Source organism: Roseibium sp. M-1 (assembly GCF_054515675.1).
On sequence record NZ_CM137257.1, the window covers coordinates 3,180,087 to 3,200,783 of the forward strand.

19 protein-coding genes are annotated in these 20,697 nt (G+C 61.6%); 8 read left to right on the plus strand and 11 right to left on the minus strand.

Annotated elements, in window-relative coordinates; all coding sequences use genetic code 11:
• Positions 1–69: 69 nt before the first annotated feature.
• Both ACX3M4_RS14340 and ACX3M4_RS14345 read left to right on the plus strand, forming a co-directional pair.
• The gene (locus ACX3M4_RS14340) at positions 70–489 is read left to right on the plus strand and encodes a hypothetical protein (protein WP_459359229.1); all 420 of its coding nucleotides are present in this window, start codon (positions 70–72) and stop codon (positions 487–489) included.
• A gap of 23 nt (positions 490–512) precedes the next feature.
• Entirely contained in the window at positions 513–1,091 is a 579-nt protein-coding gene (locus ACX3M4_RS14345) for an OmpA family protein (protein WP_459359230.1), read from the plus strand.
• A gap of 516 nt (positions 1,092–1,607) precedes the next feature.
• On the opposite strand, the gene ACX3M4_RS14350 is transcribed toward ACX3M4_RS14345, so the two are convergent.
• Together ACX3M4_RS14350 and ACX3M4_RS14355 are read right to left on the minus strand one after the other, a co-directional pair.
• Positions 1,608–4,283, minus strand: coding sequence for a bifunctional diguanylate cyclase/phosphodiesterase (locus ACX3M4_RS14350; protein WP_459359231.1), 2,676 nt, complete (start codon positions 4,281–4,283; stop codon positions 1,608–1,610).
• A 180-nt stretch (positions 4,284–4,463) separates the two neighbouring features.
• Positions 4,464–5,369, minus strand: a complete 906-nt coding sequence (locus tag ACX3M4_RS14355; RefSeq protein WP_459359232.1) for an EamA family transporter — start codon at positions 5,367–5,369, stop codon at positions 4,464–4,466.
• A gap of 266 nt (positions 5,370–5,635) precedes the next feature.
• On the opposite strand from ACX3M4_RS14355, the gene dapD reads away from it, so the two are divergent.
• Entirely contained in the window at positions 5,636–6,490 is an 855-nt protein-coding gene (gene dapD, locus ACX3M4_RS14360; protein ID WP_459359233.1) for a 2,3,4,5-tetrahydropyridine-2,6-dicarboxylate N-succinyltransferase, read from the plus strand.
• A 232-nt stretch (positions 6,491–6,722) separates the two neighbouring features.
• On the opposite strand, the gene ACX3M4_RS14365 is transcribed toward dapD, so the two are convergent.
• From ACX3M4_RS14365 to ACX3M4_RS14375, 3 genes are all read right to left on the minus strand, one after another.
• Complete coding sequence (locus ACX3M4_RS14365) at positions 6,723–7,319, minus strand: hypothetical protein (RefSeq protein ID WP_459359234.1); 597 nt, start codon at positions 7,317–7,319, stop codon at positions 6,723–6,725.
• Positions 7,316–8,482, minus strand: coding sequence for a succinyl-diaminopimelate desuccinylase (dapE, locus tag ACX3M4_RS14370; protein WP_459359235.1), 1,167 nt, complete (start codon positions 8,480–8,482; stop codon positions 7,316–7,318). The genes ACX3M4_RS14365 and dapE overlap by 4 nt, the downstream gene beginning before the upstream one ends.
• 68 nt (positions 8,483–8,550) lie before the next feature.
• Positions 8,551–8,976, minus strand: a complete 426-nt coding sequence (locus tag ACX3M4_RS14375) for a DUF805 domain-containing protein (protein WP_459359236.1) — start codon at positions 8,974–8,976, stop codon at positions 8,551–8,553.
• A 225-nt stretch (positions 8,977–9,201) separates the two neighbouring features.
• On the opposite strand from ACX3M4_RS14375, the gene ACX3M4_RS14380 reads away from it, so the two are divergent.
• Together ACX3M4_RS14380 and ACX3M4_RS14385 are read left to right on the plus strand one after the other, a co-directional pair.
• The gene (locus tag ACX3M4_RS14380) at positions 9,202–11,460 is read left to right on the plus strand and encodes a mechanosensitive ion channel family protein (RefSeq protein WP_459359237.1); all 2,259 of its coding nucleotides are present in this window, start codon (positions 9,202–9,204) and stop codon (positions 11,458–11,460) included.
• Positions 11,461–11,831: 371 nt separating this feature from the next.
• The gene (locus ACX3M4_RS14385) at positions 11,832–12,659 is read left to right on the plus strand and encodes a DUF2189 domain-containing protein (protein ID WP_459359238.1); all 828 of its coding nucleotides are present in this window, start codon (positions 11,832–11,834) and stop codon (positions 12,657–12,659) included.
• Between the two features lie 80 nt (positions 12,660–12,739).
• Here ACX3M4_RS14385 and truA read toward each other — a convergent pair whose 3' ends face one another.
• From truA to fmt, 3 genes are read right to left on the minus strand one after another with little or no spacing between them, the layout of a single operon-like run.
• On the minus strand, positions 12,740–13,561 hold the full coding sequence (truA, locus tag ACX3M4_RS14390) for a tRNA pseudouridine(38-40) synthase TruA (RefSeq protein ID WP_459359239.1): 822 nt from the start codon (positions 13,559–13,561) through the stop codon (positions 12,740–12,742).
• An 8-nt stretch (positions 13,562–13,569) separates the two neighbouring features.
• Positions 13,570–14,109, minus strand: a complete 540-nt coding sequence (locus ACX3M4_RS14395) for a GNAT family N-acetyltransferase (RefSeq protein ID WP_459359240.1) — start codon at positions 14,107–14,109, stop codon at positions 13,570–13,572.
• Between the two features lie 23 nt (positions 14,110–14,132).
• Complete coding sequence (fmt, locus tag ACX3M4_RS14400; protein ID WP_459359241.1) at positions 14,133–15,071, minus strand: methionyl-tRNA formyltransferase; 939 nt, start codon at positions 15,069–15,071, stop codon at positions 14,133–14,135.
• Between the two features lie 363 nt (positions 15,072–15,434).
• Here fmt and ACX3M4_RS14405 point away from each other — a divergent pair, with 363 nt between their 5' ends.
• A complete protein-coding gene (locus tag ACX3M4_RS14405; RefSeq protein WP_459358795.1) occupies positions 15,435–16,382 on the plus strand; it encodes an IS110 family RNA-guided transposase in 948 nt (315 codons plus the stop codon).
• A gap of 69 nt (positions 16,383–16,451) precedes the next feature.
• Here ACX3M4_RS14405 and ACX3M4_RS14410 read toward each other — a convergent pair whose 3' ends face one another.
• Both ACX3M4_RS14410 and def read right to left on the minus strand, forming a co-directional pair.
• A complete protein-coding gene (locus tag ACX3M4_RS14410) occupies positions 16,452–17,084 on the minus strand; it encodes a MarC family protein (protein ID WP_459359242.1) in 633 nt (210 codons plus the stop codon).
• 41 nt (positions 17,085–17,125) lie between these two features.
• Positions 17,126–17,644: a peptide deformylase gene (gene def, locus ACX3M4_RS14415; protein WP_459359243.1), complete on the minus strand. Its 519-nt coding sequence runs from the start codon at positions 17,642–17,644 to the stop codon at positions 17,126–17,128.
• A gap of 125 nt (positions 17,645–17,769) precedes the next feature.
• Here def and ACX3M4_RS14420 point away from each other — a divergent pair, with 125 nt between their 5' ends.
• On the plus strand, positions 17,770–18,957 hold the full coding sequence (locus ACX3M4_RS14420; RefSeq protein ID WP_459359244.1) for a DNA recombination protein RmuC: 1,188 nt from the start codon (positions 17,770–17,772) through the stop codon (positions 18,955–18,957).
• 80 nt (positions 18,958–19,037) lie between these two features.
• Entirely contained in the window at positions 19,038–19,592 is a 555-nt protein-coding gene (locus ACX3M4_RS14425) for a hypothetical protein (RefSeq protein WP_459359245.1), read from the plus strand.
• Positions 19,593–19,788: 196 nt separating this feature from the next.
• On the opposite strand, the gene ACX3M4_RS14430 is transcribed toward ACX3M4_RS14425, so the two are convergent.
• On the minus strand, positions 19,789–20,670 hold the full coding sequence (locus tag ACX3M4_RS14430) for a C40 family peptidase (protein ID WP_459359246.1): 882 nt from the start codon (positions 20,668–20,670) through the stop codon (positions 19,789–19,791).
• Positions 20,671–20,697 lie beyond the last annotated feature (27 nt).

Genomic DNA, 20,697 nt, shown 5'->3' on the forward strand with positions numbered 1-20,697 from the left:
GATCCTGTTTGGTCGCCCGCCCGTCCAAAGTGCGTCGTCGATACTCGAACTAAAATGGGGGTAATTATCATGAAATTCAGAAGGTTAACTATCGCGGCAAGTATCTTGTTGCTGTCGGTATCCGCCACATTCGCGCAGACCGTCGGCTTTGCCGACGCCATCAAGATCCTGGCGGCAAGCTGCGGCAAGGACATCCAGGCCCATTGCCAGTCCGCTTCGCTGGCAAACAACGGCATCATGACCTGCCTGGACAAGAACCAGTCCAAGGTATCGCAGAAATGTAATGCCGACCGCGCGGTCGTCGTTGGCCTGATCCAGGCCCGGCTGGCTGCCCAGTCTGAAGTCGCCAAGATCTGCAATCGCGACATGGCCCAGTATTGCAAGGGCGTCAAACCCGGCGCGGGCCATATGCTGCGTTGCCTCTTGAAGGCACAGCCGTCCGTCAGCAGCAAATGCAACAGCGCGATCGACCTCGCCGGTTACCGTTAAGCCAGGATCAAGGGGCAAATTCCATGAACAAGTTTCTTCTGGCCGGTAGCATTGCCGCGCTCATCGTCTCGACGACGGCAGCCTTTTCCCAGACCAAACTGAGCCGCAACGAAATCATCAATTCCCTGCAGGGGGCGCAGCAGGAAGTCGACATCAGTGCCGACGCCTTGCAGAAGGCAGCCATCGAGAACATCGAGAAATACCCGGGAGCCAATTCGCCGCAGAGCCTGCCCCTGGCAGACAAGCTGGCCTCGCTGCGCCAGTTCAACGTCGAAATCACGTTCCATTTCGACTCCGCGAACATCGCGCCGGAATCCTATGAAACCGTGGGTCTGATCGCGGACGCGCTGCACACGCCCTATCTGGCGGGCCAGACCTTCTTCATCGTCGGTCATACCGACGCCAAGGGAACGCGTGAATACAATCTCGAGCTTTCCATCAAACGGGCCCAGGCCGTTCGCGAGGCACTCGTCACCACATTCCGGGTGCCTGGCGATCATCTCTTTGCCGTCGGCCTTGGCGAAGAACAGCTGCGCGACCCCGCGAAGCCGGACGCTGCGGTCAACCGGCGCGTTCAGTTGATCAACCTGGGTTACAAGTAAGTCAAAAGTTCCTTGCGCCTGATACTGCTTCGGAAAAGGCAGCGTCGGGCGCTGAGGGACGTGGTATCAAACTTCAGGACGTGCTGGTGCACATACGCCAGCGTGTCGCGAGACTCATTTCAAGTAAGTGGAAAGCATCATGTCGCCCATTCGCATCTTCAGCGCGCTGATCTTAATCCTGGCAACGGTGAGTGCCTGCCAGTCAAACACCGGTTCGGGAGGAGGGCTCGGCGAGCCGGGTGTCGACGTCGTTTTTGGCGCAGAAGGACCTGATAGTCCTCCGGGGGAATGCCTGGATGACGGTTCAGAAGGCACGTCTAACACGCTGGGGTGTCCTTGAAGCCGGTCTGAAAGTTGACGACTGTTGCCCGATGTCACGGTAGCGCACGTTGAGTGAGATTTTGTCAGTCAATCGTGTCTCCCGCCATGGCGGACTGGCAATTGACAATTGCAGGAGAGACAGATCAATCAGGCCGTGCACAAACCGGGTCAACGCGTAAGAGGTTCCCCTCCCCCTCACGACGCCTTGCGCCACCGTTCCTCGCGGACGAACTCGATAAGCCGGTCGGAGGGCATCGGGGCGGCGAAGGCGTAGCCCTGGAGGGCGTCGCAGCCGAGGTCGCGCAGGATCCTGGCGTGTTCCATGGTCTCGACGCCTTCGGCGACGACCTTGATGCCGAGGGACTGGCCGATTTCGATGATCGACGCGACTAGGCGCTGCTGGCCTTCGGAGTGGGTGATCGGCAGGATAAGCTGGCGGTCGATCTTCAGGCGTTTCGGGCGCAGGTGGATGAGGCTGACGATGGACGCGTAACCGGTACCGAAATCGTCGATCTCGATATCGATGCCCATGTCCCTCAAATGCTCGAAATTCGTGGCGATAAGATCGTTCTTGTCGTCCAGGAAGATCGATTCCAGGAGCTCGAAGGAGAGCGTGCCCGGCTCGAAGGCCAACCCGTCGAGGCTCTGCATCAGGTTGGCGTCATTCAACCGGCCGGCAGACACGTTGACCGACATTTTCGGGATCTCGATCCCGGCCGACTTCCAGCGGGTTGCCTGCCACAGAGTCTGTTCCAGGATGACGCGGTCGATCAGCGGCACGACATTGAGCTCGTCCGCAGTCCTCAGGAAGACGTCCGGCGTCAGGATGCCCTCGCTCGGATGGTTCCAGCGGGCCAGCGCCTCGACCCCGGTGATCGCCAGCGTCCTGGCGCAGAACTGGGGCTGGAAGTAGGGCAGGAATTCCTGCCTCTCCAGACCGCTCAGAATATCGTCGGCAACCTGCTTGTTGCGGACGATTTCCGATTTCAGCGTGTCGGAGAAGAATTCGAACCGGTTGCGGCCGTTGCTCTTGGCCCGGTAAAGCGCCAGATCCGCATCGACAAGCAGGTGCCGGCCATAATCGGCAAGCGTGGTATCGGCCATGGCGATGCCGATGCTGACACCGATGCGGCACTGATGGTTCTCGTAAGGCACCGGCTGGCGCATTTCCTCGATGATGCGGCCGGCGAGCATCGCCAGTTTCTTCTCGTCCGCAGGCGTGGTGACGGCGATGACGAACTCGTCTCCGCCGATGCGGGCGACAAAATCGCTACCCGAGGCATTTGCCTTCAGGACGGCGGCGGCGTGGATGAGCATGGCATCGCCTGCCGCATGGCCAAGTGTGTCGTTGATATGCTTGAAGCGGTCCAGATCGATATGCAGCAGGGCCGTCGGCTTGTGCGGCGCGTGTTCGTCCAGCAGCGCCTGATCCAGGAAACGGCGGTTCGGCAGGCCGGTCAGGCTGTCATGCAGGGAGTGATGCTCCATCAGCGAACGCGCGACTTCCAGATCGCGGTTGCGGTCCTCCGCGCTCTGCTTTGCCTTCATCAGCCGGGTCTTCAGCTGGATATCCGCCGAAACGTCCCAGTTGACACCGAGCACGTAGCGCTGGCCGCGCTGGTTGGTGTGGACGGCGCCGATGGCCCGTATCCAGCGCGTGGAACCGTCCTGCAGAATGACACGGAAGTCGGAATGATACATGCCGCCGGCTGCGATCGCGTCCCAGTATTCCTTCTCGGCACGCACCCGGTCGTCCGGATGCAGGGTCTCGGACCAGACGTCGTATTTGGTGTGGTCGCGATCCTTCGGCACATCGTAAAGCTCGAGCATGCGGCTGTCCCAGGTCAGCGTGCCCGTATCGAGATTGAGTTCCCAGATCCCGATCTCCGACGTGTCGAGTGCAAGCTTGAGGCGCTGCGACAGGCGTTCCATCTGGTGCTGACGGCGTCTCAGCTCACGGATATGACCGCGGCGTTGATCGTAGAGCTGACCGGCGATGAAGATCGGCAAAAGGACAAGCGCCGCCCCCGCCAGGATGAGAAGGCGAACCTGCCACGCATTCTCGGGAGTTGTGGACCAGCCGCCGCGCGGGATCGCCGCGATCCGCCAGCGTCCGGACGGCATGCTCACTTCCGAAACGACCGGGTTTTGATCCAGGATGCTCTCGTCGCCGAAGAAGACGGTCCTGTCGTTCACATTCGCGTCGCGCCCGGAGATCGCGATCTCGATCGGCAGAGCCGGGTCCAGAAGGCCGCTGTCGGCATAAAGACGGTCGGCATCGACGACCGCCGCGATGAGACCCCAGAGACGTTCCGACCCGTCCTCGTTGTGCGTGAAGACCGGAAAGCGGCCGATGAAACCGATGCCGCCCTGCAGCAGGTTGACGGGTCCGGCCAGGATCATCTCGCCGGATTCGACCGCGCGCATTGCTGCGTCCCGCTGCTGTTCGTTCGTCCGGTAATCGAGCCCGATGGCCTTCTCGTTGCCTTCCATCGGATACATCAGGCTGACGACAAGGTCGGGCGCACCGGCAATGTTGCGCAGCTGCGAGTGTTTGCCGACGAGGCTGCTGGCAATGCGGCCGAACTGGTCCTGGTCGATATCCGACTGGACGGCGATCAGTGCCACCAGACCGCGCACAAGCTGCAGATTGCTGTTGATGTTGCCCTCAAGCCGGGCCCGGACAAGGCCGAGTTCCTCGCCGACATCCGCGCGTGCACTCTGCATATGCACAGACCGGTTCTGCATTTCGGCAAAAATACCCGCGGCAACGGTAACGGCAAAGGCAATGCCGACGGCAGCTACACTGGCCAGGCTTGGCCGCGTCAGCAGCTGGCCGACGCCAATTCGGGAAAGAAAAGTTTTCGACATCGCATTCCGTTAGGGCGAGACCTCCACTGCACTTTCAGCAGTATGGCCGGGAAGTCTTCGATTTAAATTCAGAATATCGTTAAAAACGAAACAAATGCCTAAAGGTAAGTTTTTGCACTGCCTCTACGGCAAAATGCGGGGCGGAAAAATTCTCCCTGATCTTGCCGCAGAGGACGCTCGTCACCTGAGCAGGATCACGCCCACCACCGCGGCAACAATCAGAACGCAGCCGAAGATTTCCGAGCGGGCGATGGCTTCCTTGAACACCAGCCAGGAGGCGAGGAAGGTGAAGACCAGTTCGACCTGGGCAAGCGCCCTGACATAGGCAACGTTCTCAAGGGTCATGGCGGTGAACCAGCCGATGGACCCGGCGACACCGGCGGCCCCCACAAGAACGGCGGGACGCCACGCCCGCAGGCTGGCACGCAGCTGGTCCGGTTCGCGGACGGTCATGTAGGCGGCCATGACAAGTGTCTGGAAGAGGGTCGCATAGACCAGGGCGGCGGCGGCCTGCATCGGCACGCCTGTTCCTTCCAGCGACAGCGAGGCGGTACGGTAGGCGACGGCGGAGGCGCCAAAGAACGCCGCCGATGCGAGCCCGATCAGTGCCGGCCGGCCCACCAGCGAGGTGCGAATTGCGGCAAGCGTTAGCGGCACGCGCGCCAGAGAGATGACGACCACGCCGGCGATACCGACCAGAATGAAGAAACCCGCGGCCGCCGAAATGTGCTCGCCGAGGATGATGAAACCGAAAAGGGCCGCCTGGATCGGTTCGGTCTTGGAATAGGCGGTGCCGACCGCGAAATTGCGGAACGAGAACAGATGGATCAGCAGGAAGGTGCCGAGGATCTGCGCCAGACCGCCGAGAGCCCCGGCAATCAGCAGCGTGGCATTGGGTGCGGGCAGCGGATAGGCGAAAACCAGATGCAGCACCGTGGCATAGGCAAGCGCGAAAGGCACGCCGTAGAAGAAGCGGATGAAAGTCGCTCCCGTCGTGCCCAGCCTGCCCTTCAGGTGCTTCTGCAGCGCCGTGCGCAGGTTCTGGCAGAAGGCGGCGGCAATGGTGATCGGGATCCACAATTCCACAGGACGGCACTCACATTAAATATCTTGAACGGATTTCATCCTACCCGTTCGGGCACCGCATTAAACTGCCGAGACTGCAACCGATCTTTTATTTTTTCTCAAGTCTCCCGATTCAAACCCACAGACATGCCTGCCGTTTCGGGGCCGGGAAACGCCGCCCCCTTGACGGCTTCAGGACAGCTGCGGACCCTCCCGTGCTTGACAGCACCTTGCCGGGCGGCTTAGGTCCGCGCCAGACAAGTTAACGCCCGGAGACCTTCTGCCTGATGACCCACGATCTCGCCTCCCTCGCCAAGATCATCGACGCCGCCTTCGTAGACCGTGCGGCCATCGACACGACGACCACCGGCGAGATCCGGGACGCGGTCGAGGAAACGCTGAACCTGCTCGACCGCGGCAGGCTGCGCGTTGCGGAAAAGAAGGGCGGCGGCGACTGGACAGTGAACCAGTGGGCCAAGAAGGCCGTGCTCCTGTCTTTCCGCCTCAACCCGATGGACGTCATCAAGGGCGGCGCCGGCGATGCCACCTGGTGGGACAAGGTGCCGTCGAAATTCGACGGCTGGCGTGGCATGGATTTCGAATCTGCCGGTTTCCGCGCCGTGCCCAACTGCATCGTCCGCCGCTCGGCCTTTATCGGCAAGGGCGTGGTGCTGATGCCGTCCTTCGTCAATCTCGGCGCCTATGTGGACGAAGGCACGATGGTCGACACCTGGGCCACCGTCGGCTCCTGTGCGCAGATCGGCAAGAACGTGCATCTGTCCGGCGGCGTCGGCATCGGCGGAGTGCTTGAACCGCTTCAGGCCGGCCCGGTGATCATCGAGGACAATTGCTTCATCGGCGCACGCTCGGAAGTCGTGGAAGGCTGCATCGTTCGCGAGGGCTCCGTGCTCGGCATGGGTGTCTTCATCGGCCAGTCGACCCGCATCGTCAACCGCATGACAGGCGAGATCACCTATGGCGAAGTGCCGCCCTATTCCGTTGTTGTCGCCGGCTCCATGCCGACCTCCAGCAAGATGGGCAATGGCGAACCCGCCCCGAACCTTTATTGTGCGGTGATCGTGAAGACCGTCGACGAAAAGACCCGCTCCAAGACGGGCATCAACGAACTGCTGCGCGACTAGTGGAGCGAACTTGACATTTGAGTCCCGCTCGCGGCTAGGCTGATGCTCAAATGTCAAATTCAAAAGCTCCACTAGAATCATATATTTATCTAGTGGTTCTTATGATTCTGACATTTGCTCCAGCGCTAGCAGCAGGGGGATGCAAATGTCAGAATCGAACCACTAGAGCGTTCACGGTCAGCAAAAAGCCCCCGGTCGCAAGGCCGGGGGCTTTTTGCATTTGAGGGAGGTGTCAGCCCCAGAGATGGCCGACGGCTTCGTCGATGAACAGCGACAGCACCACGTCCAGAACAACGATGCCGATGGTGATCCCAAGGCCGGCCTGAAGGGCTATCCGGGTGACCAGGTAGCTGTACCAGATAAGCACCGGCAACAGGAGCAGCGACAAAAACAAGGTCAACTCGGCACCAAAAATACCGAGAATGTAGAGCGTGTAGATGATGAGGTAGGGTGTCGACGCAAGCAGGCTCGTCCAGTTGCGCGCCACGACGAACGGTACATACCGGTGCGAAACGCCGAGCGGGATCGCAAGTGCGGCCAGGAGCAGCGGCAGTGTCAGCCAGTCGGCCGCCAGGCCGAACATTTGAGCGAACCAGAAAGCGCCATCGGGAAACATGTCCGGATGATATTCGTTCGCCGCGAACATGAACTTCCGTTCCGCCAGACCTCCTGCGAGGTAAGCGGGGATCAGCAGCATGACGACGCTGAATGAACGCCAAAACCCGGGGATCGACTGGTCGAACAGCGCCATACCCTCGGGACGGTTGCGCAGAAGCAGCAAGGAACCGTCCCATGCCGCGCGGATTTCGCCAAACCTGATCAAAGTCACGCCGCTCCAGAAAAGTAGCTTTCCAGGAATTTTTTGTAGATTGCCGCCAGCCGGTCAAGATCGGCAACCGCGACACATTCATCTACCTTGTGCATTGTCTTGCCGACGAGGCCGAATTCCACCACCGGACAGTAGTTCTTGATAAACCGTGCGTCGGACGTGCCCCCACCGGTCGACAGCTCCGGTGTCCTGCCCGTTTCTGCCGCGACAGCCTCGCCAAGCGAACGGATCAGGACCTCGTCTTTCGTCAGGAAGGATTCGCTGGCATCGCGCCGGAACTCGATGTCGAGGCCGAGACCGCCGAGATCGACGGTGTTGAGCACATCGGTGATCCTGGCCTTGAGGCTTTCCAGCGTCCATTCGTCGTTATAGCGGATGTTGAAACGGGCTTCGCAGCGCGCCGGTATGACGTTGAAGGCCGGATTGCCGGTGTCGACCGACACGAATTCGAGATTGGACGGCTGGAACCGGTCGTTGCCCTTGTCGAGTTCCAGTGCGTCGAGCGCTGCCATCAGGCGGACAAGGCCGGGGATCGGATTGTCGGCCAGATGCGGATAGGCCGCATGGCCCTGGACGCCGCGCACGGTGACGATGCCGGAGAGCGACCCGCGCCGGCCGACCTTGATGACATCTCCAAGGGCGTCCGGATTGGTCGGCTCGCCGACGATGCAGGCATCGAAGCGATGCCCCTGTGCTTCGGCCCACTGCAGCAGTTTGACGGTGCCGTTGACGGCCGGTCCCTCCTCGTCACCCGTGATCAGAAAGGAGATGGCACCGCCGAAACCCGCCCCCTTCTCCGCGACGAAGTCCAGCGCCGCGGCGGCAAAGGAGGCGATGCCGCCTTTCATGTCGGCTGCGCCACGGCCGAAGAGATAACCGTCCGCGATCGCGCCTTCGAAGGGGGCATGGCTCCAGTCGCTCTCCGCGCCGGCCGGAACAACATCCGTGTGTCCGGCAAAAACAAAATGCGGGTGGCCGCTGCCGATCGTGGCAAAGAGGTTCTCGACGTCCGGCGTGCCCTCGTCCTGGAAGGTCACCCGCGAGACGGCAAACCCCGCGTCCGACAGCAGGCTTTCCAGTGTAGCCAGTGCACCGGCCTCGGCGGGGGTCACGGAAGGGCAGCGGATCAGATCCTGGGCGATGCGGACAGCGGGTGACGTCATTGGATTTCTCTTCGGGTCTGGTTGCCCTTCAAACCGGGCTGGACCGGCGGCAGGCGGGGATCGGCTAATCAGGCTTTGCGCCAGTAGCTGTTCGACAACGGTCCGTGGCGGTTGGGCACAGCCTGCCCGGGCACGACTCCGAGGATGATGAGCATGATGATATTGATCAGCGGCACGAACATCAGCAAGGCCAGGAAGCCGCTTTGCCCGATATCCTGCAGGCGCTTGATCACCACGGCCAGCTCGATCCACTGCAGGACGAGGAACAGGATCGGAAACAGGGGATTGGTGCCGATATACTCGCCAGCGATCAAGGATTCCGGTGCCGGCGTTTCGGGCATGGACAGCCACCAGATCCGGATCGGGATAGCGAAGATGATCCAGCTGAGAACAAAACACAGCCAATAGGGTTCCCGGCCGATGCGGCCGATCGGGCTTAAAAGGGCCCAAACGGGTCCAGGGGAAATATTCGCGCTTCTTTGCGGCGTGGTCATCAAGAGGTGCTCGGTCAAAAAGGTCTGGCATGGAGGTAGACGCATAAGCGGGCCGGATCAAGCTTTGTCATTCGCCCTCTCCCCTTCCCCTGGCTTGCAACGACGACGACAGTGCCCTTCGCCGAAGCGAAGTCTCTGATTACGCCGGGTAATTTTGATGGATTTTACACGTCCGGCGTGTCTATGGTTGGCACGAGGGATCAACGCAGATGAGGGGGCTCGCCAATGACCGGTGCCTGGAATAAAAAACTAACCGCCTGTGCGACCATCCTTTTTCTTGCCCTCTCCAGCTTCCTGCCGCTGACCGCCGGCGCTCAGGACAAAGCCTCTTCCCTGCCGCCCGAACTGCAGCCCGCCGCGATGGAAAAACTGGTCTCCGATCTCGACCCGGAGCAGGTCAAGGCCTTGAGCGAACTCATGACGCTGCTCCAGACATCCGCATCGGAACGGGGTCAGCCGCAGACGGCGGCCGAAGAGGAAGCAGCAATTCTCGATAAGCTGCAGACCGGGGCCGATCGCTTAGGGGCCATGGTCGTCGAAAACTTCAAGAACCTGCCGGCACTTGCCACAGCTATTGTCTCCAGCATCGGCGCGCTCCTCACCGGCAACATCGCCGAACCGGTGCATATCCTTGCCGGAGGCATTGCACTGATCCTTGCCGCCGGTTTTGCGGCGGAGTTTCTGTTCAACCGCCTGTTCTCGTCGCGGCGCGACAGCATCCAGGCCCACCATCCAAAGAGCCTCTTCGAAACGGTCAAGCTCGTCTCCTTAAGGGCCGGACTGGACCTCGGCGGGCTGGTGGTGTTCGCCGTGGTTGCCTTTCTCGTCGGCAAGGTCGCCATCTTCGACCCGGTCACACGCGCCTTCTCCTTCCAGGCGGTCTACTGGATGGTGTTCCTGCCGCGGCTGGTGGCGGCCCTGCTGCGCTTTGCCCTCGCGCCGCACCGGCGCGAATTGCGGCTGGTGACCGCCGACAATGCAACAGCCAAGTCGCTTTATCGCAGCTTCACCAGCCTCTTCATTTTCATCGGCGCCTCCTTTTTCCTCAGCAAAACAATGGTTGAGGCCGGCGAAAGCGCAGTTGCCGAAACCTTCCGCTTCTTCATCGGTTTCGGTGTCAATCTCTGGATCATCCTCGTCATCTGGAAAGCCCGTCACGGCCTCACCAGCATCATCCTGGGCGACGAGAACGAACCCACGAGCGGCCTGGAACGCATGGCCCGGTTCTGGCCCTATTTTTCCATGCTTTTCATCGCGTTCAACTGGCTTCTCGTGACGGTGACCGCCAGCATGGGCATCACCGCGCTCACCGCAGGACGTTCGCTCGGGGTCATCGCCCTGGTCGTCTTCGCGCCCTTCCTCGACACGATGGTGCGCGGCATCGTCTCGCATATCGTGCCGCCGATGCGCGGCGAGGGACCTGTCGCGGAAGCCGCGCATCTGCAGACGCGGCACAGCTATGTCCGCATTGCCCGCGTCGCATTGCTGGCCTTTCTGGTACTTTCGGTCGGCCGGATCTACGGATTGAACCTGCTGGCGCTCGGTGCGGATGACGGCTCTGCCGTCGCGCGCCACACGGTGGTGTTCCTCCTGATCCTGGCCGCGGGCTATCTCGCCTGGGAAATTACCAATCTCTGGGTCGCGCACCAGCTTGCCAAGGATGCGCCGCCGCCGTCGAACGAAGACGAGGAATCGGAAATGGGCGGTGCCGGCAAGTCGCGGCTGGCGACCATCCTGCCGCTCATCCGAATGGTGGTGCAGATCACCATACTTGTTCTTACGACGCTGCTGGCGCTCAGCCAGCTCGGCATCAACATCACACCGCTTCTGGCAGGTGCCGGGGTCGTCGGCCTCGCCGTCGGCTTCGGTGCGCAAACCCTGGTCAGGGACGTCGTCTCCGGTGTCTTCTTCCTGATGGACGACGCCTTCCGCATGAGCGAGTTCATCGACGCAGGCGGTACACAGGGCTCGATCGAGAAGATCTCCATCCGTTCGCTGCAATTGCGCGGCACACGCGGCGCGGTGCATGTGGTGCCCTATGGTGAGATCAAGAAACTTACCAACCTCTCCCGCGACTGGGTGATCATGAAGCTGAAATTCACCGTTCCCTTCGATACGGACGTGGAAAAGGTGCGCAAGCTCTTCAAGAAGATCGGCAACGAAATCATGGAGATGGAGGAGTTCAAGGACGACATTCTGGCGCCGTTCAAAGGCCAGGGCGTCGCCGATGTCGACGATGTCGGCATCGTTGTGCGCGGCAAGTACACCACCAAGCCCGGCAAGCAATTCGGCGTGCGCAAGGAGATCTACAAGCGTGTCCAGAAAGAGTTCGACGAGAACGGCATCCAGTTCGCCCGCAAGGAGGTGCGTGTGAACATTCCGGAAAACGCCAAGCTGGACGACAAGCAGAAGGAAACCGTCACGGCCGCCGCCGCAGCAGCAGCTGCTGCCGTGGACACGAGCAAGAAACCGGCGGCGGAGTGAATTCACTATGAGGGCATATCTCCTGTTATTCGAACGGTGGGAGAAATGCTTCGGGTTTTGAACAAGCGGCCCATCCTTCGAGACGGCCTTACGGCCTCCTCAGGATGAGGTTGATTGTGTTTGTTGCAGCCGCAGTTCTTGTTCCACCTCATCCTGAGGAAGCACGAAGTGCTGTCTCGAAGGGTGGGCCACTTGCTCGGTAAAAACTGCTCATTTCATGCTGAAATAGGTGTCATCCCTTCCTGTTCCTCACAAAAAGGGTGCCCGCATAAGCCCTTCTCCCGATTGAGCGCGTCGTGTTTCCATGCCTAAGATTGTCTTGTCCGCGGAAGGCGCGCGGGCATTTCGGGCTTTTGGGAGGAAGCTGCCTGATGAGCGACAATATCTCGACCCCGGGCGGCAGCGGAGCACCGGCGAACAACGGATTGAGGCCCATGCCGAAGGTCCGGGCAATCACCATCAACGACGTCATCGACGCGCTGGCATTGGGCCTCGCCGATTTCCGCAGAGCCCCCCTTTACGGTATCGTCATTGGCGCAGTCTTTGCCCTGGGCGGTCTCTTCGTGATCCTGAGCGCGGCGGCGCTCAACATGAGCTACCTTTCCTATCCGGCGGCTGCCGGCTTCGTACTGATCGGCCCTTTCGCCGCCGTCGGGCTCTATGAAATCAGCCGCCGGTTGCAAACCGGCGAACCGCTGTCCTGGGGCAAAATCCTCGGCACCATGTGGGACCAGAAAGGCCGGGAACTCTCCTGGATGGCCTTCGTCGTGCTTTTCATCCAGATCATGTGGATGTATCAGGTGCGGCTGCTGCTGGCGCTTTTCCTGGGGTTCCGCTCCTTCGCCTCGTTCGGCGAGTTCCTGAACGAGATTGTCTCGACACCGGAAGGCCTGATGTTCCTGGCCGTCGGACACGTGGTCGGGGCGATCCTGTCGCTGATCCTGTTCTCGTTGACGGTTGTCTCCTTCCCGCTGCTGCTGGAAGAGGACCGCGACTTCATCACCGCCATGATCACCAGCGTGCGCGCCGTCGCAACCTCGCCGATCCCGATGATCGGCTGGGCCTTCGTCGTCACCGCCGTCCTCATCGTCTCCATGGCCCCGGCCTTCCTCGGCCTCGTCGTGACGCTGCCGATCCTCGGGCACACGACATGGCATTTGTACAAGAAGTGCGTGGTGTTGCCGGAAGAAGCGGAGTAAGGGGCCAAGCCAGAGCACCACCTTCCCGCCCTCATCCCGGACGACCGAAGGGAGATCCGGGACCGGGGAGCGGGAGTTATTTAGGCTTCGCCCTCGTCTTCCACGTCCATCGCCGCCTTGCGGGACTGCCAGTCCAGCATCAGCTCCCGGTCCTTTTCCACCGAGCGGTAATCGACGCGGGTGAGGTAGAGGCCATCCGCCGGGGCGACCGGACCGCAGGCAGCACGGTCGCGGGCTTGAAGGGCCTTGGTGATGTCTCCCCCGCCCCATTTGCCCTCACCGACAAGACGCAAGGAACCGACCATCGAGCGGACCTGGTTGTGCAGGAAGGAACGCGAGGCGCATTCGGCAATGACGAACTCGCCTTCGCGGTAGACACGGAATTCCTCCAGCGTCTTTTCCGGGCTTTTCGCCTGGCAGCGGGTGTGGCGGAAGGTGGTGAAGTCGTGGTGGCCGACGAACTCCTGGGCGGCTTCGTGCATCGCCTTTTCGTCGAGATCCGGTTTCACGTGCCAGGCAAGGCCGCGCTGGTGGGTCAGCGGCGGCACGCGGTTGTGGATGCGGTAGCGGTATGCACGGCGGATGGCGGAGAAGCGGGCGTCGAAGCCTTCGTGCATTTCTTCCGCATCCAGGATCACCACAGGGTCCGGCAGGCAGTAAAAATTGAGCGCGCCCATAACGGTCCTGACCGGCCAGGATTTCGAGAGATCCGCGTGGCAGACCTGGCCCGTCGCATGGACGCCGGTATCTGTGCGCCCGGCTCCGCCGATGCTGACCTCCTCGCCGGAAAACGCCTTGATAGCGCGTTCGATCACGGCCTGAACGGACGGGCCGTTCGCCTGGCGTTGCCAGCCGCAGAAAGGCCGGCCGTCATATTCCACCGTCAGCTTGTAGCGTGGCATCTGAGGATCTATTCGAATTCCTGGAAGGGCGTGGCAAAAGCCACTTCGATCGGCAGATCTCGGGAGCCGGCTTCGGTCAGCGCCAGCGCCATGAAGGCATCGCCGGCGTAAGGTGCCTGGACCTTGCGGGCCAGCACCGGGTCGAAGCCGAAGCGCGGATAATAGGCGGGGGGCCCAAGCACCAGCACCAGATCCTCGCCCAGATCCTTCAGCTTTTCCAGCGACGCCCGGATCAGCGCCGAACCGATACCGGATTTCTGCCGGTCGGGCCAGACCGAGACGGGCGCAAGACAGGCGATCTGCATTCCCTGTCCGGGACCGACGGCTGCAGGCGTCACCCGGCTAAAGGCGACATGGCCGACGATCCTCCCGTTTTTGTCAACGGCAACCTGTTCCAGCACAAGCGCGCCGCAATGGCGCAGCGTATGCACCAGCCTCTCCTCCATGTCGGACGGAAAGGCGGCGGTCACCAGATCGCGGACAGCGGTCTCGTCATCCGGGGTGACATTGCGGATCGTGAGATTGGGGGCTTCAGCGGTTTGACTCATGAAAGGTCTCCTGAAACTGGAGCTTAGTCCAGTTTGGTGCCGTCAGAAAGCGAGACGCCGCGCAGGAAATCCGCGACGCTCATGGGCTTCTTGCCGGCCCGCTGCACTTGCTCCAGGCGCACGGCACCTGTGCCGCAGGCGATGACGGGAGCCTCCTCCGTCATAAGAACAGTGCCCGGTATCCCCGCGCCTTCGGCGAGAGCACTGCGCAGGATCTTGACCCGCTCCGGCTTGCCGCCAAGCGGCATCTCGCACCAGGCACCCGGGAACGGGGAGAGGCCTCGAATGTGGTTGTGGACCTCGCCGGCCGGCTTCGTCCAGTCGATGCGGGTTTCCTGCTTGGAAAGTTTCGCCGCATAGGTGATACCGTCTTCCGCCTGGGTCTGTTCGCCGAGCGCGCCGCGCGACAGCGCGGCCAGCGCACGCACCATGAGGTCGCCGCCAAGCGAGGACAGGCGGTCGTGCAGGTCGCCGGCGGTCATGTTCTCGGATATCGCCAGCGTCTCCGACATGCAGACCGGGCCGGTATCGAGCCCTTCCTCCATGCGCATCACCTGGACGGCGGTCTCCTTGTCGCCCGCCATGATCGCCCGGTTGATCGGCGCAGCACCGCGCCAGCGCGGCAGCATGGAGGCATGGAGGTTCAGGCAGCCATATTGCGGCGCTTCGAGAATGGCCTTCGGCAGCAACAGCCCATAGGCGACGACAACGGCGACATCAGCCTGAAGCGCTGCAAAGGCTTCCTGTTCGTCGGCACCCTTGAGGCTCAGCGGCGTGAAGACCGGAATGCCGAAGGATTCGGCTGCCTCGTGCACCGGCGACTTCTTCAGGTCCATGCCACGGCCGGCCGGGCGCGGCGGCTGGGAATAACAGGCAACCACATCGTGGCCCTGGCCGACGATTTCCATCAGGGTCGGCACCGAGAAATCCGGGGTGCCCATGAAGATGACGCGAAGGGACATGAGGCTCCTGAGGGGTTTTGACAATCTGCGCCCTTATTGCGCTTCGGGCCGGGCGTTGCAAGGGGGCGGTGGCCGTGTTTGCGGTAGCTGGGGCTCCTCCACCACTCGAACCTCATCCTGAGGAGCGAGCTCGCTCGCGTCTCGAAGGATGGGCCACGTACTCCGGAACAAGCGGCCCATCCTTATCTGTTCGGACTTTGGTAGAAGTTGACTTGGGAGAGCCTTTGAGGGCTCTCCCAAGCGGGCCGGAGACCGTACCATCCTCGGCACCTCGCAGTCCGTTCGAAGCAAGGCTCCCGGTCCGCTTTCCAACTTATCCCGAATGGTTGCTCGCACAAGAGTGCGTAGATAAGGCAGGGACAGATGGACGAGACAGTTTACTTTGTTGGCATTGATGTATCGAAAGCGACGCTGGATGTGCATGTGCTCCCGGGAGATACGCGAGAGCGCTTTGGCAACGACCCTGCCGGATGGGCAGAGCTTGTCGCGTTGTTGTCGCCCTTTGCCGTCGAACGCGTGGTGATGGAAGCGACCGGCGGCTACGAGCGCAAAGCAGCCCGGGAGCTTCAGAGGTGCGGGCTGCACGTTTGCGTGGTCAACCCGCGCCGTGTCCGGGACTTTGCCAAGGCTGCGGGCATTCTGGCCAAGACCGATCCGCAGGACGCGGCCGTTCTGGCCCGTTTCGCGCAGGTGTTCGATCCGCCGGCAGCTCCCCAGCCCGACGAGGCGGAAGCCAAACTGGCGCAATACGCCACCGTGAGAGAGACGCTGGTGGCCGAAAGGACCCGCCTTTCCAATCAGATCGGCCTCAATGACGATCCCGCTCTGCTGCAGTTGCTTCACAGGCTGCAACAAGCAAACAAAGCCGCAATCGCTGATCTGGACCGCATGATCCGGAGCTGCATTCGCGAAAAGGCTGACCTGCTCCGGCGCTACGAGCAACTGCAGGGCGTTCCCGGCATCGGGCCGGGCGCGGCTGTCTCGCTCCTGGCTTTCATGCCCGAACTGGGCCAGGTCTCGCGCCGTGCCATTGCCGCCCTCGTCGGCGTTGCCCCCTTCATCCGGCAAAGCGGTACCATGCGCGGTCAAAGCAGGATTGCAGGCGGCCGTGCCAGCGTGCGGCGGGCTCTCTTCATGGCAAGCCTGTCCGCAGTCCGCTTCAACCCGATCATCAAAACCTTCTACCAGCGCCTCACCAAAGGTGGCGCCAGCAAGAAAAAGGCAATCATCGCCTGCGTCCGTAAACTCATCACCATCCTCAACGCTATGGTCCGAGACGGTAAGGACTGGAGCCAAAAATCAATCTCATAAACATGGTTGCTTCGAGACGGACCTGTCGGCCCTCCTCAGGATGAGGTTTCAGGGTAGCTAGCTCCTGCCCTAAGCCAGGCCCGGCCACAGCACCTTCAGGCTGTCGACCATCATTTCCATCGCGATCGCCGCCAGGATCATGCCCATGATGCGGCTCATGACGCTGGTTGCCGTCTGGCCGAGGAAGCGCGCCAGGAACGGTGCGGCGAAGAACGTGCCCGCTAGGACGATGATGGCAGCCGCAATGGCGGCGATATAGGCAATTTCCGTCGAGAGATTGGTTACCTGGCCGCGATAGATGATCATGGTCGAGATCGAGCCCGGGCCCAGAAGGATCGGTATGGTCAGGGGATAGATCGCCGGATTGTCCTGCTCGGCATGGTGCTCCTGCTCTTCGTCGGTGCCGTGATGGGCCTTGCTCTTTTCACCGGAGATGAGATTGAGCGCGATCAGGAGGATCAGGAAACCGCCGGCGAGGCGGAAAGCGTCGACACTGATGCCGAAAACCTTCAGCAGCATGTCACCGGTCAGGCCGATGATCGCGGATCCGGCGGCAAGGCCGATCAACACGGTAAGAGCGACCTTGCGCTCGAAGCCCGGCCCCTTGCCGGCTGTCAGCGACAGGAAGACCGGCAGGTTGGCGATCGGGTTCATGATCGCAAAGAGCGCGGCGAAAAGCTTCAGGAACAGGACCTGATCCAAATGTGCCGCCCCCATAACGGTTTCAGGCAGGCGGATCCGGATCAGAGCTTTCCGGCGAGCTTTGCCTGCTTGGTGAACTTCTTGACCACCCGGTCGCGTTTCAGCTTCGAGATATAGTCAATGAACAGCTTCCCGTTGAGATGGTCAAGCTCGTGCTGAATGCAGGTTGCCAGGAGGCCGTCGGCCTTGATCTCCTGTTCCGCGCCTTCGCGGTTGAGGAACTGCACCGTCACCTCGGCCGGGCGCTCGACGTCCTCGAAGTAGTCGGGGATCGACAGGCAGCCTTCCTGATAGATCGAGATATCCTCGCTCGACCAGACGATCTTCGGGTTGATGAAGACCATCGGCTCCTTTGGAGCTTCTTCCTTGGCTACATCCAGCACGAAGATGCACTGCAGTATCCCGATCTGGCTGGCGGCAAGGCCGATGCCGGGCGCATCGTACATGGTTTCCAGCATGTCGTCGGCGAGCTTGCGGACGGTGTCGTCGACGGTCTCGATCGGCGCGCAGACCTCGCGCAGGACCGGGTCGGGAATGGTGATGATCGGGCGTATTGTCATGCGCCTGACATAGAAAATCGTGAAGCGCCGGTCAACGCGGAAATCGCGCGGTCCCCTCCCGTTTTCAACGCCTCTTGCCCTGCACGCGGATGGGCCTTCGCCCCGAATCGTTCTATGTTTGTTTCATGAACGAGATCCTGTTTGAGTTGAGTGGCCGTCCGGTGACGGTTCTGGAAGCTGCGATTGCCGGCGGCCTGATGCTGCTGGCGCTGATTTTCTGGCTGGGGCTGAAGACCATCCGCGAGATCCGCCTGCGGGCGGAGGCGGATACGGCCGCCACCGAGCGCATCCACGAGCTGGAAAGCCACTTGTCGCAATTGCTCAAGAGCCAGGGCGAGATGACCGGGCGAATGCAGACCATGGCCGAGGTCTTTGGCTCGCGCCAGTCGGACATGATGCGCGCCGTCAACGAACGCCTCGACGGCATGGGACACAAGCTGAACCTGTCCATGGCCGATACCAGCAAGCGAACCCAGGATGGCTTGCGCCACCTGCATGAGCGCCTCGCCGTCATCGACCGGGCTCAGCGCACGATCACGGACCTTTCCGGCCAGGTCGGCCAGTTGCAGGCGATCCTTTCCAACAAGCAGACCCGCGGCGCCTTCGGTCAGGGGCGGATGGAAGCGATCGTCCAGGACCAGATGGCGCCAAGCACCTATTCCTTCCAGGCGACGCTTTCCAACAACAGCCGCCCGGACTGCCTGATCCATATGCCGAACGGCGCACCGCCACTGGCGATTGATGCTAAGTTTCCGCTGGAGGCCTTCAATCTCCTGCGCAAAGCGGAAACGGACGATCAGCTGAAATATGCGCAGGCCCAGTTTCGCCGCGACTTCACCAAGCATATCCAGGATATCGGCGAGAAATACCTGCTGCCGGGCGAGACCCAGGACACGGCTTTCCTGTTCGTGCCCTCCGAAAGTGTCTTTGCCGAACTCAACGAAAGCTTCGAGGACCTGATCCAGAAGGCGCACCGGACCCGGGTGGTGATCGTGTCGCCGTCGCTCCTGATGCTGTCGATCCAGGTGATCCAGTCGGTGCTGCGCGATGCCAAGATGCGCGAGCAGGCACATCTGATCCAGGCCGAGGTCGGGCACCTGATTTCCGATGTCAGCCGCCTCAACGACCGTGTGGGCAAGCTGCAGGCGCATTTCGCCCAGGCCAACAAGGATATCGACCAGATCCTGATTTCCTCCGACAAGATCTCCAAGCGCAGCCGCAAGATCGAGGATCTGGAACTTGGAGAGATCCAGGGCTCCCCGGAGGAGGTCACCCGGGCCGAACCGCAACTGGCATTGACGCCGAAGGGGTAAACCCTTTCAGTCCTATTGCGGGGAGACCAGCGGAAACCTACATTCCCGGCGGCTCGATCCGAGTCGCGTTGGAGACTGTCATGGCGTTCCGGAATTTTCTTTATTCAAAGACACTTAAGCTGATCGGCGCTGGCATCGCGCTCGTCGCTCTCAGCCTCCCGGCCATAGCCGAAGACTGCACCCAATCGGTCGAGGCGGTCTGGCTCGACACCTACTCTGTCGAAGCCTCCGCGCAGGGCGACTGCAGCGCCGCCGAAGTGTCGCTCGCGATCTTCAACCAGAATGGCGGCGTCGAATATCAGGCCTCTTTCGATCCGAACGAACTCTTCGGCTTCTACGATGTTGCGACCCTTACCGACATGCAGGCCGCGCTTCTCGACTGGATCAGCGGCTATGCCGACATTTCAAGCGCCGCCAAACTGCCCGCATGGGCACAGGGCGCGGACGGCCCCGATGCCGGCGAGTTTCCGTTCTATGTGGAAGAGGGCGTGACTCGTGAGACTTACGAACGGGCCCGAAGCGAAGACCGACCGATGGTCTGTTTCATTCAGGGAACCGAAAGCCAGCTGTGCCTTTTGAAGAACCCCAAGTCCGGCGCGCTGGAATCCATCGGTGTGCAGACATTCCCAGGGTGATTGGGGGCGGTGCGTTACACGAAACGCCACCACAAACGACGATGTCACCCCGGGCGAGCAACGCGAGACCCGGGGCCTACTCGTTTCCAGAGAATTGATCTGTAACTGCAGTCTTTCAGAACATTGGCCGCCCTAACAAGCTGACCTGCGAGTGGGCCCCGGCTCTGCGCTTCGCTTGTCCGGGGTGACGCTTCAATCAATCAGCTAGCACTGCCGGCAACCGCCGTGCCTTCGTGATCTGGCCCCATTCCGTCGCCGCAATGCGGGCGATGGCGCTGTCGAGCGGCTCGTAGGCGACCGACATCGTGAAACCGTTGGCGTGCAGCAGCATGTTCGGACCGGTGACGATGCCGACATGGCCCTTCCAGAAGATCAGGTCACCCCGGATGAGAGAAGACGGATCGTCATGCGCGATTTCCTCGCCGGCTTCCGCTTCCTGCATGTCGCTGTCGCGCACGATGTCATGGCCGCCGGCCTGGGCAGCGAGCTGGACAAGTCCCGAACAGTCGAGGCCGAGGCTGGAACGGCCGCCCCAGAGATAGGGCGTGCCGAGAAATTCCTCGGCGACCGCCACCCAGTCCGTCTCGACGGCGTCGAGCGGCACCAGATGCCTGGCAACGACGGCCGACCCGTCGCTGAGGAGCGCATAGACAAGTCCCCGCGTGACCGCCTCGCCCACCACCGTCACCTTCGAGCCGATGGAGAGCAGCCCGAGCGGCGGGAATTTCAGGTCCGCAACCGGATAGCGGTAGGTTCGGAGCGCCCGCACCCGGTGCGTTGCCGCCGTGACCGGGCCGAGCCCGTCGGAGGAAAACCAGCCGACATAGCCGTCCGTGTCGAGCTGCCCCCAGGCCCAGCCTTCAGGCGTCTGCTCATAGACCGTGACCCACTCGCCGCAAAGCGCTTCGGTATCGATCGGCCGGTCGCGGCGCGGCTCCGGCGAGATCGCCAGCCGGTCGGCGGTCACCTGGAACACCTCGCCCTCGGCAAAGCGGGGTGCCTCTACTCTGCCCTCATAGTCGATGGCGGCGAGGTCGGCACGGACCGGATGGCGGCGGCGGTCAAAGACTTGAGTCATGATTCAGCTTGGTACCGGACAGGAGAA

Coding starts and splice junctions, on each gene's coding strand:
- ACX3M4_RS14340 (WP_459359229.1), top strand. CDS start 70: ATGAAATTCAGAAGGTTAACTATCGCGGCAAGTATCTTGTTGCTGTCG.
- ACX3M4_RS14345 (WP_459359230.1), top strand. CDS start 513: ATGAACAAGTTTCTTCTGGCCGGTAGCATTGCCGCGCTCATCGTCTCG.
- ACX3M4_RS14350 (WP_459359231.1), bottom strand. CDS start 4,283: ATGTCGAAAACTTTTCTTTCCCGAATTGGCGTCGGCCAGCTGCTGACG.
- dapD (WP_459359233.1), top strand. CDS start 5,636: ATGACCCACGATCTCGCCTCCCTCGCCAAGATCATCGACGCCGCCTTC.
- dapE (WP_459359235.1), bottom strand. CDS start 8,482: ATGACGTCACCCGCTGTCCGCATCGCCCAGGATCTGATCCGCTGCCCT.
- ACX3M4_RS14375 (WP_459359236.1), bottom strand. CDS start 8,976: ATGACCACGCCGCAAAGAAGCGCGAATATTTCCCCTGGACCCGTTTGG.
- ACX3M4_RS14380 (WP_459359237.1), top strand. CDS start 9,202: ATGACCGGTGCCTGGAATAAAAAACTAACCGCCTGTGCGACCATCCTT.
- ACX3M4_RS14385 (WP_459359238.1), top strand. CDS start 11,832: ATGAGCGACAATATCTCGACCCCGGGCGGCAGCGGAGCACCGGCGAAC.
- truA (WP_459359239.1), bottom strand. CDS start 13,561: ATGCCACGCTACAAGCTGACGGTGGAATATGACGGCCGGCCTTTCTGC.
- ACX3M4_RS14395 (WP_459359240.1), bottom strand. CDS start 14,109: ATGAGTCAAACCGCTGAAGCCCCCAATCTCACGATCCGCAATGTCACC.
- fmt (WP_459359241.1), bottom strand. CDS start 15,071: ATGTCCCTTCGCGTCATCTTCATGGGCACCCCGGATTTCTCGGTGCCG.
- ACX3M4_RS14405 (WP_459358795.1), top strand. CDS start 15,435: ATGGACGAGACAGTTTACTTTGTTGGCATTGATGTATCGAAAGCGACG.
- def (WP_459359243.1), bottom strand. CDS start 17,644: ATGACAATACGCCCGATCATCACCATTCCCGACCCGGTCCTGCGCGAG.
- ACX3M4_RS14420 (WP_459359244.1), top strand. CDS start 17,770: ATGAACGAGATCCTGTTTGAGTTGAGTGGCCGTCCGGTGACGGTTCTG.
- ACX3M4_RS14425 (WP_459359245.1), top strand. CDS start 19,038: ATGGCGTTCCGGAATTTTCTTTATTCAAAGACACTTAAGCTGATCGGC.
- ACX3M4_RS14430 (WP_459359246.1), bottom strand. CDS start 20,670: ATGACTCAAGTCTTTGACCGCCGCCGCCATCCGGTCCGTGCCGACCTC.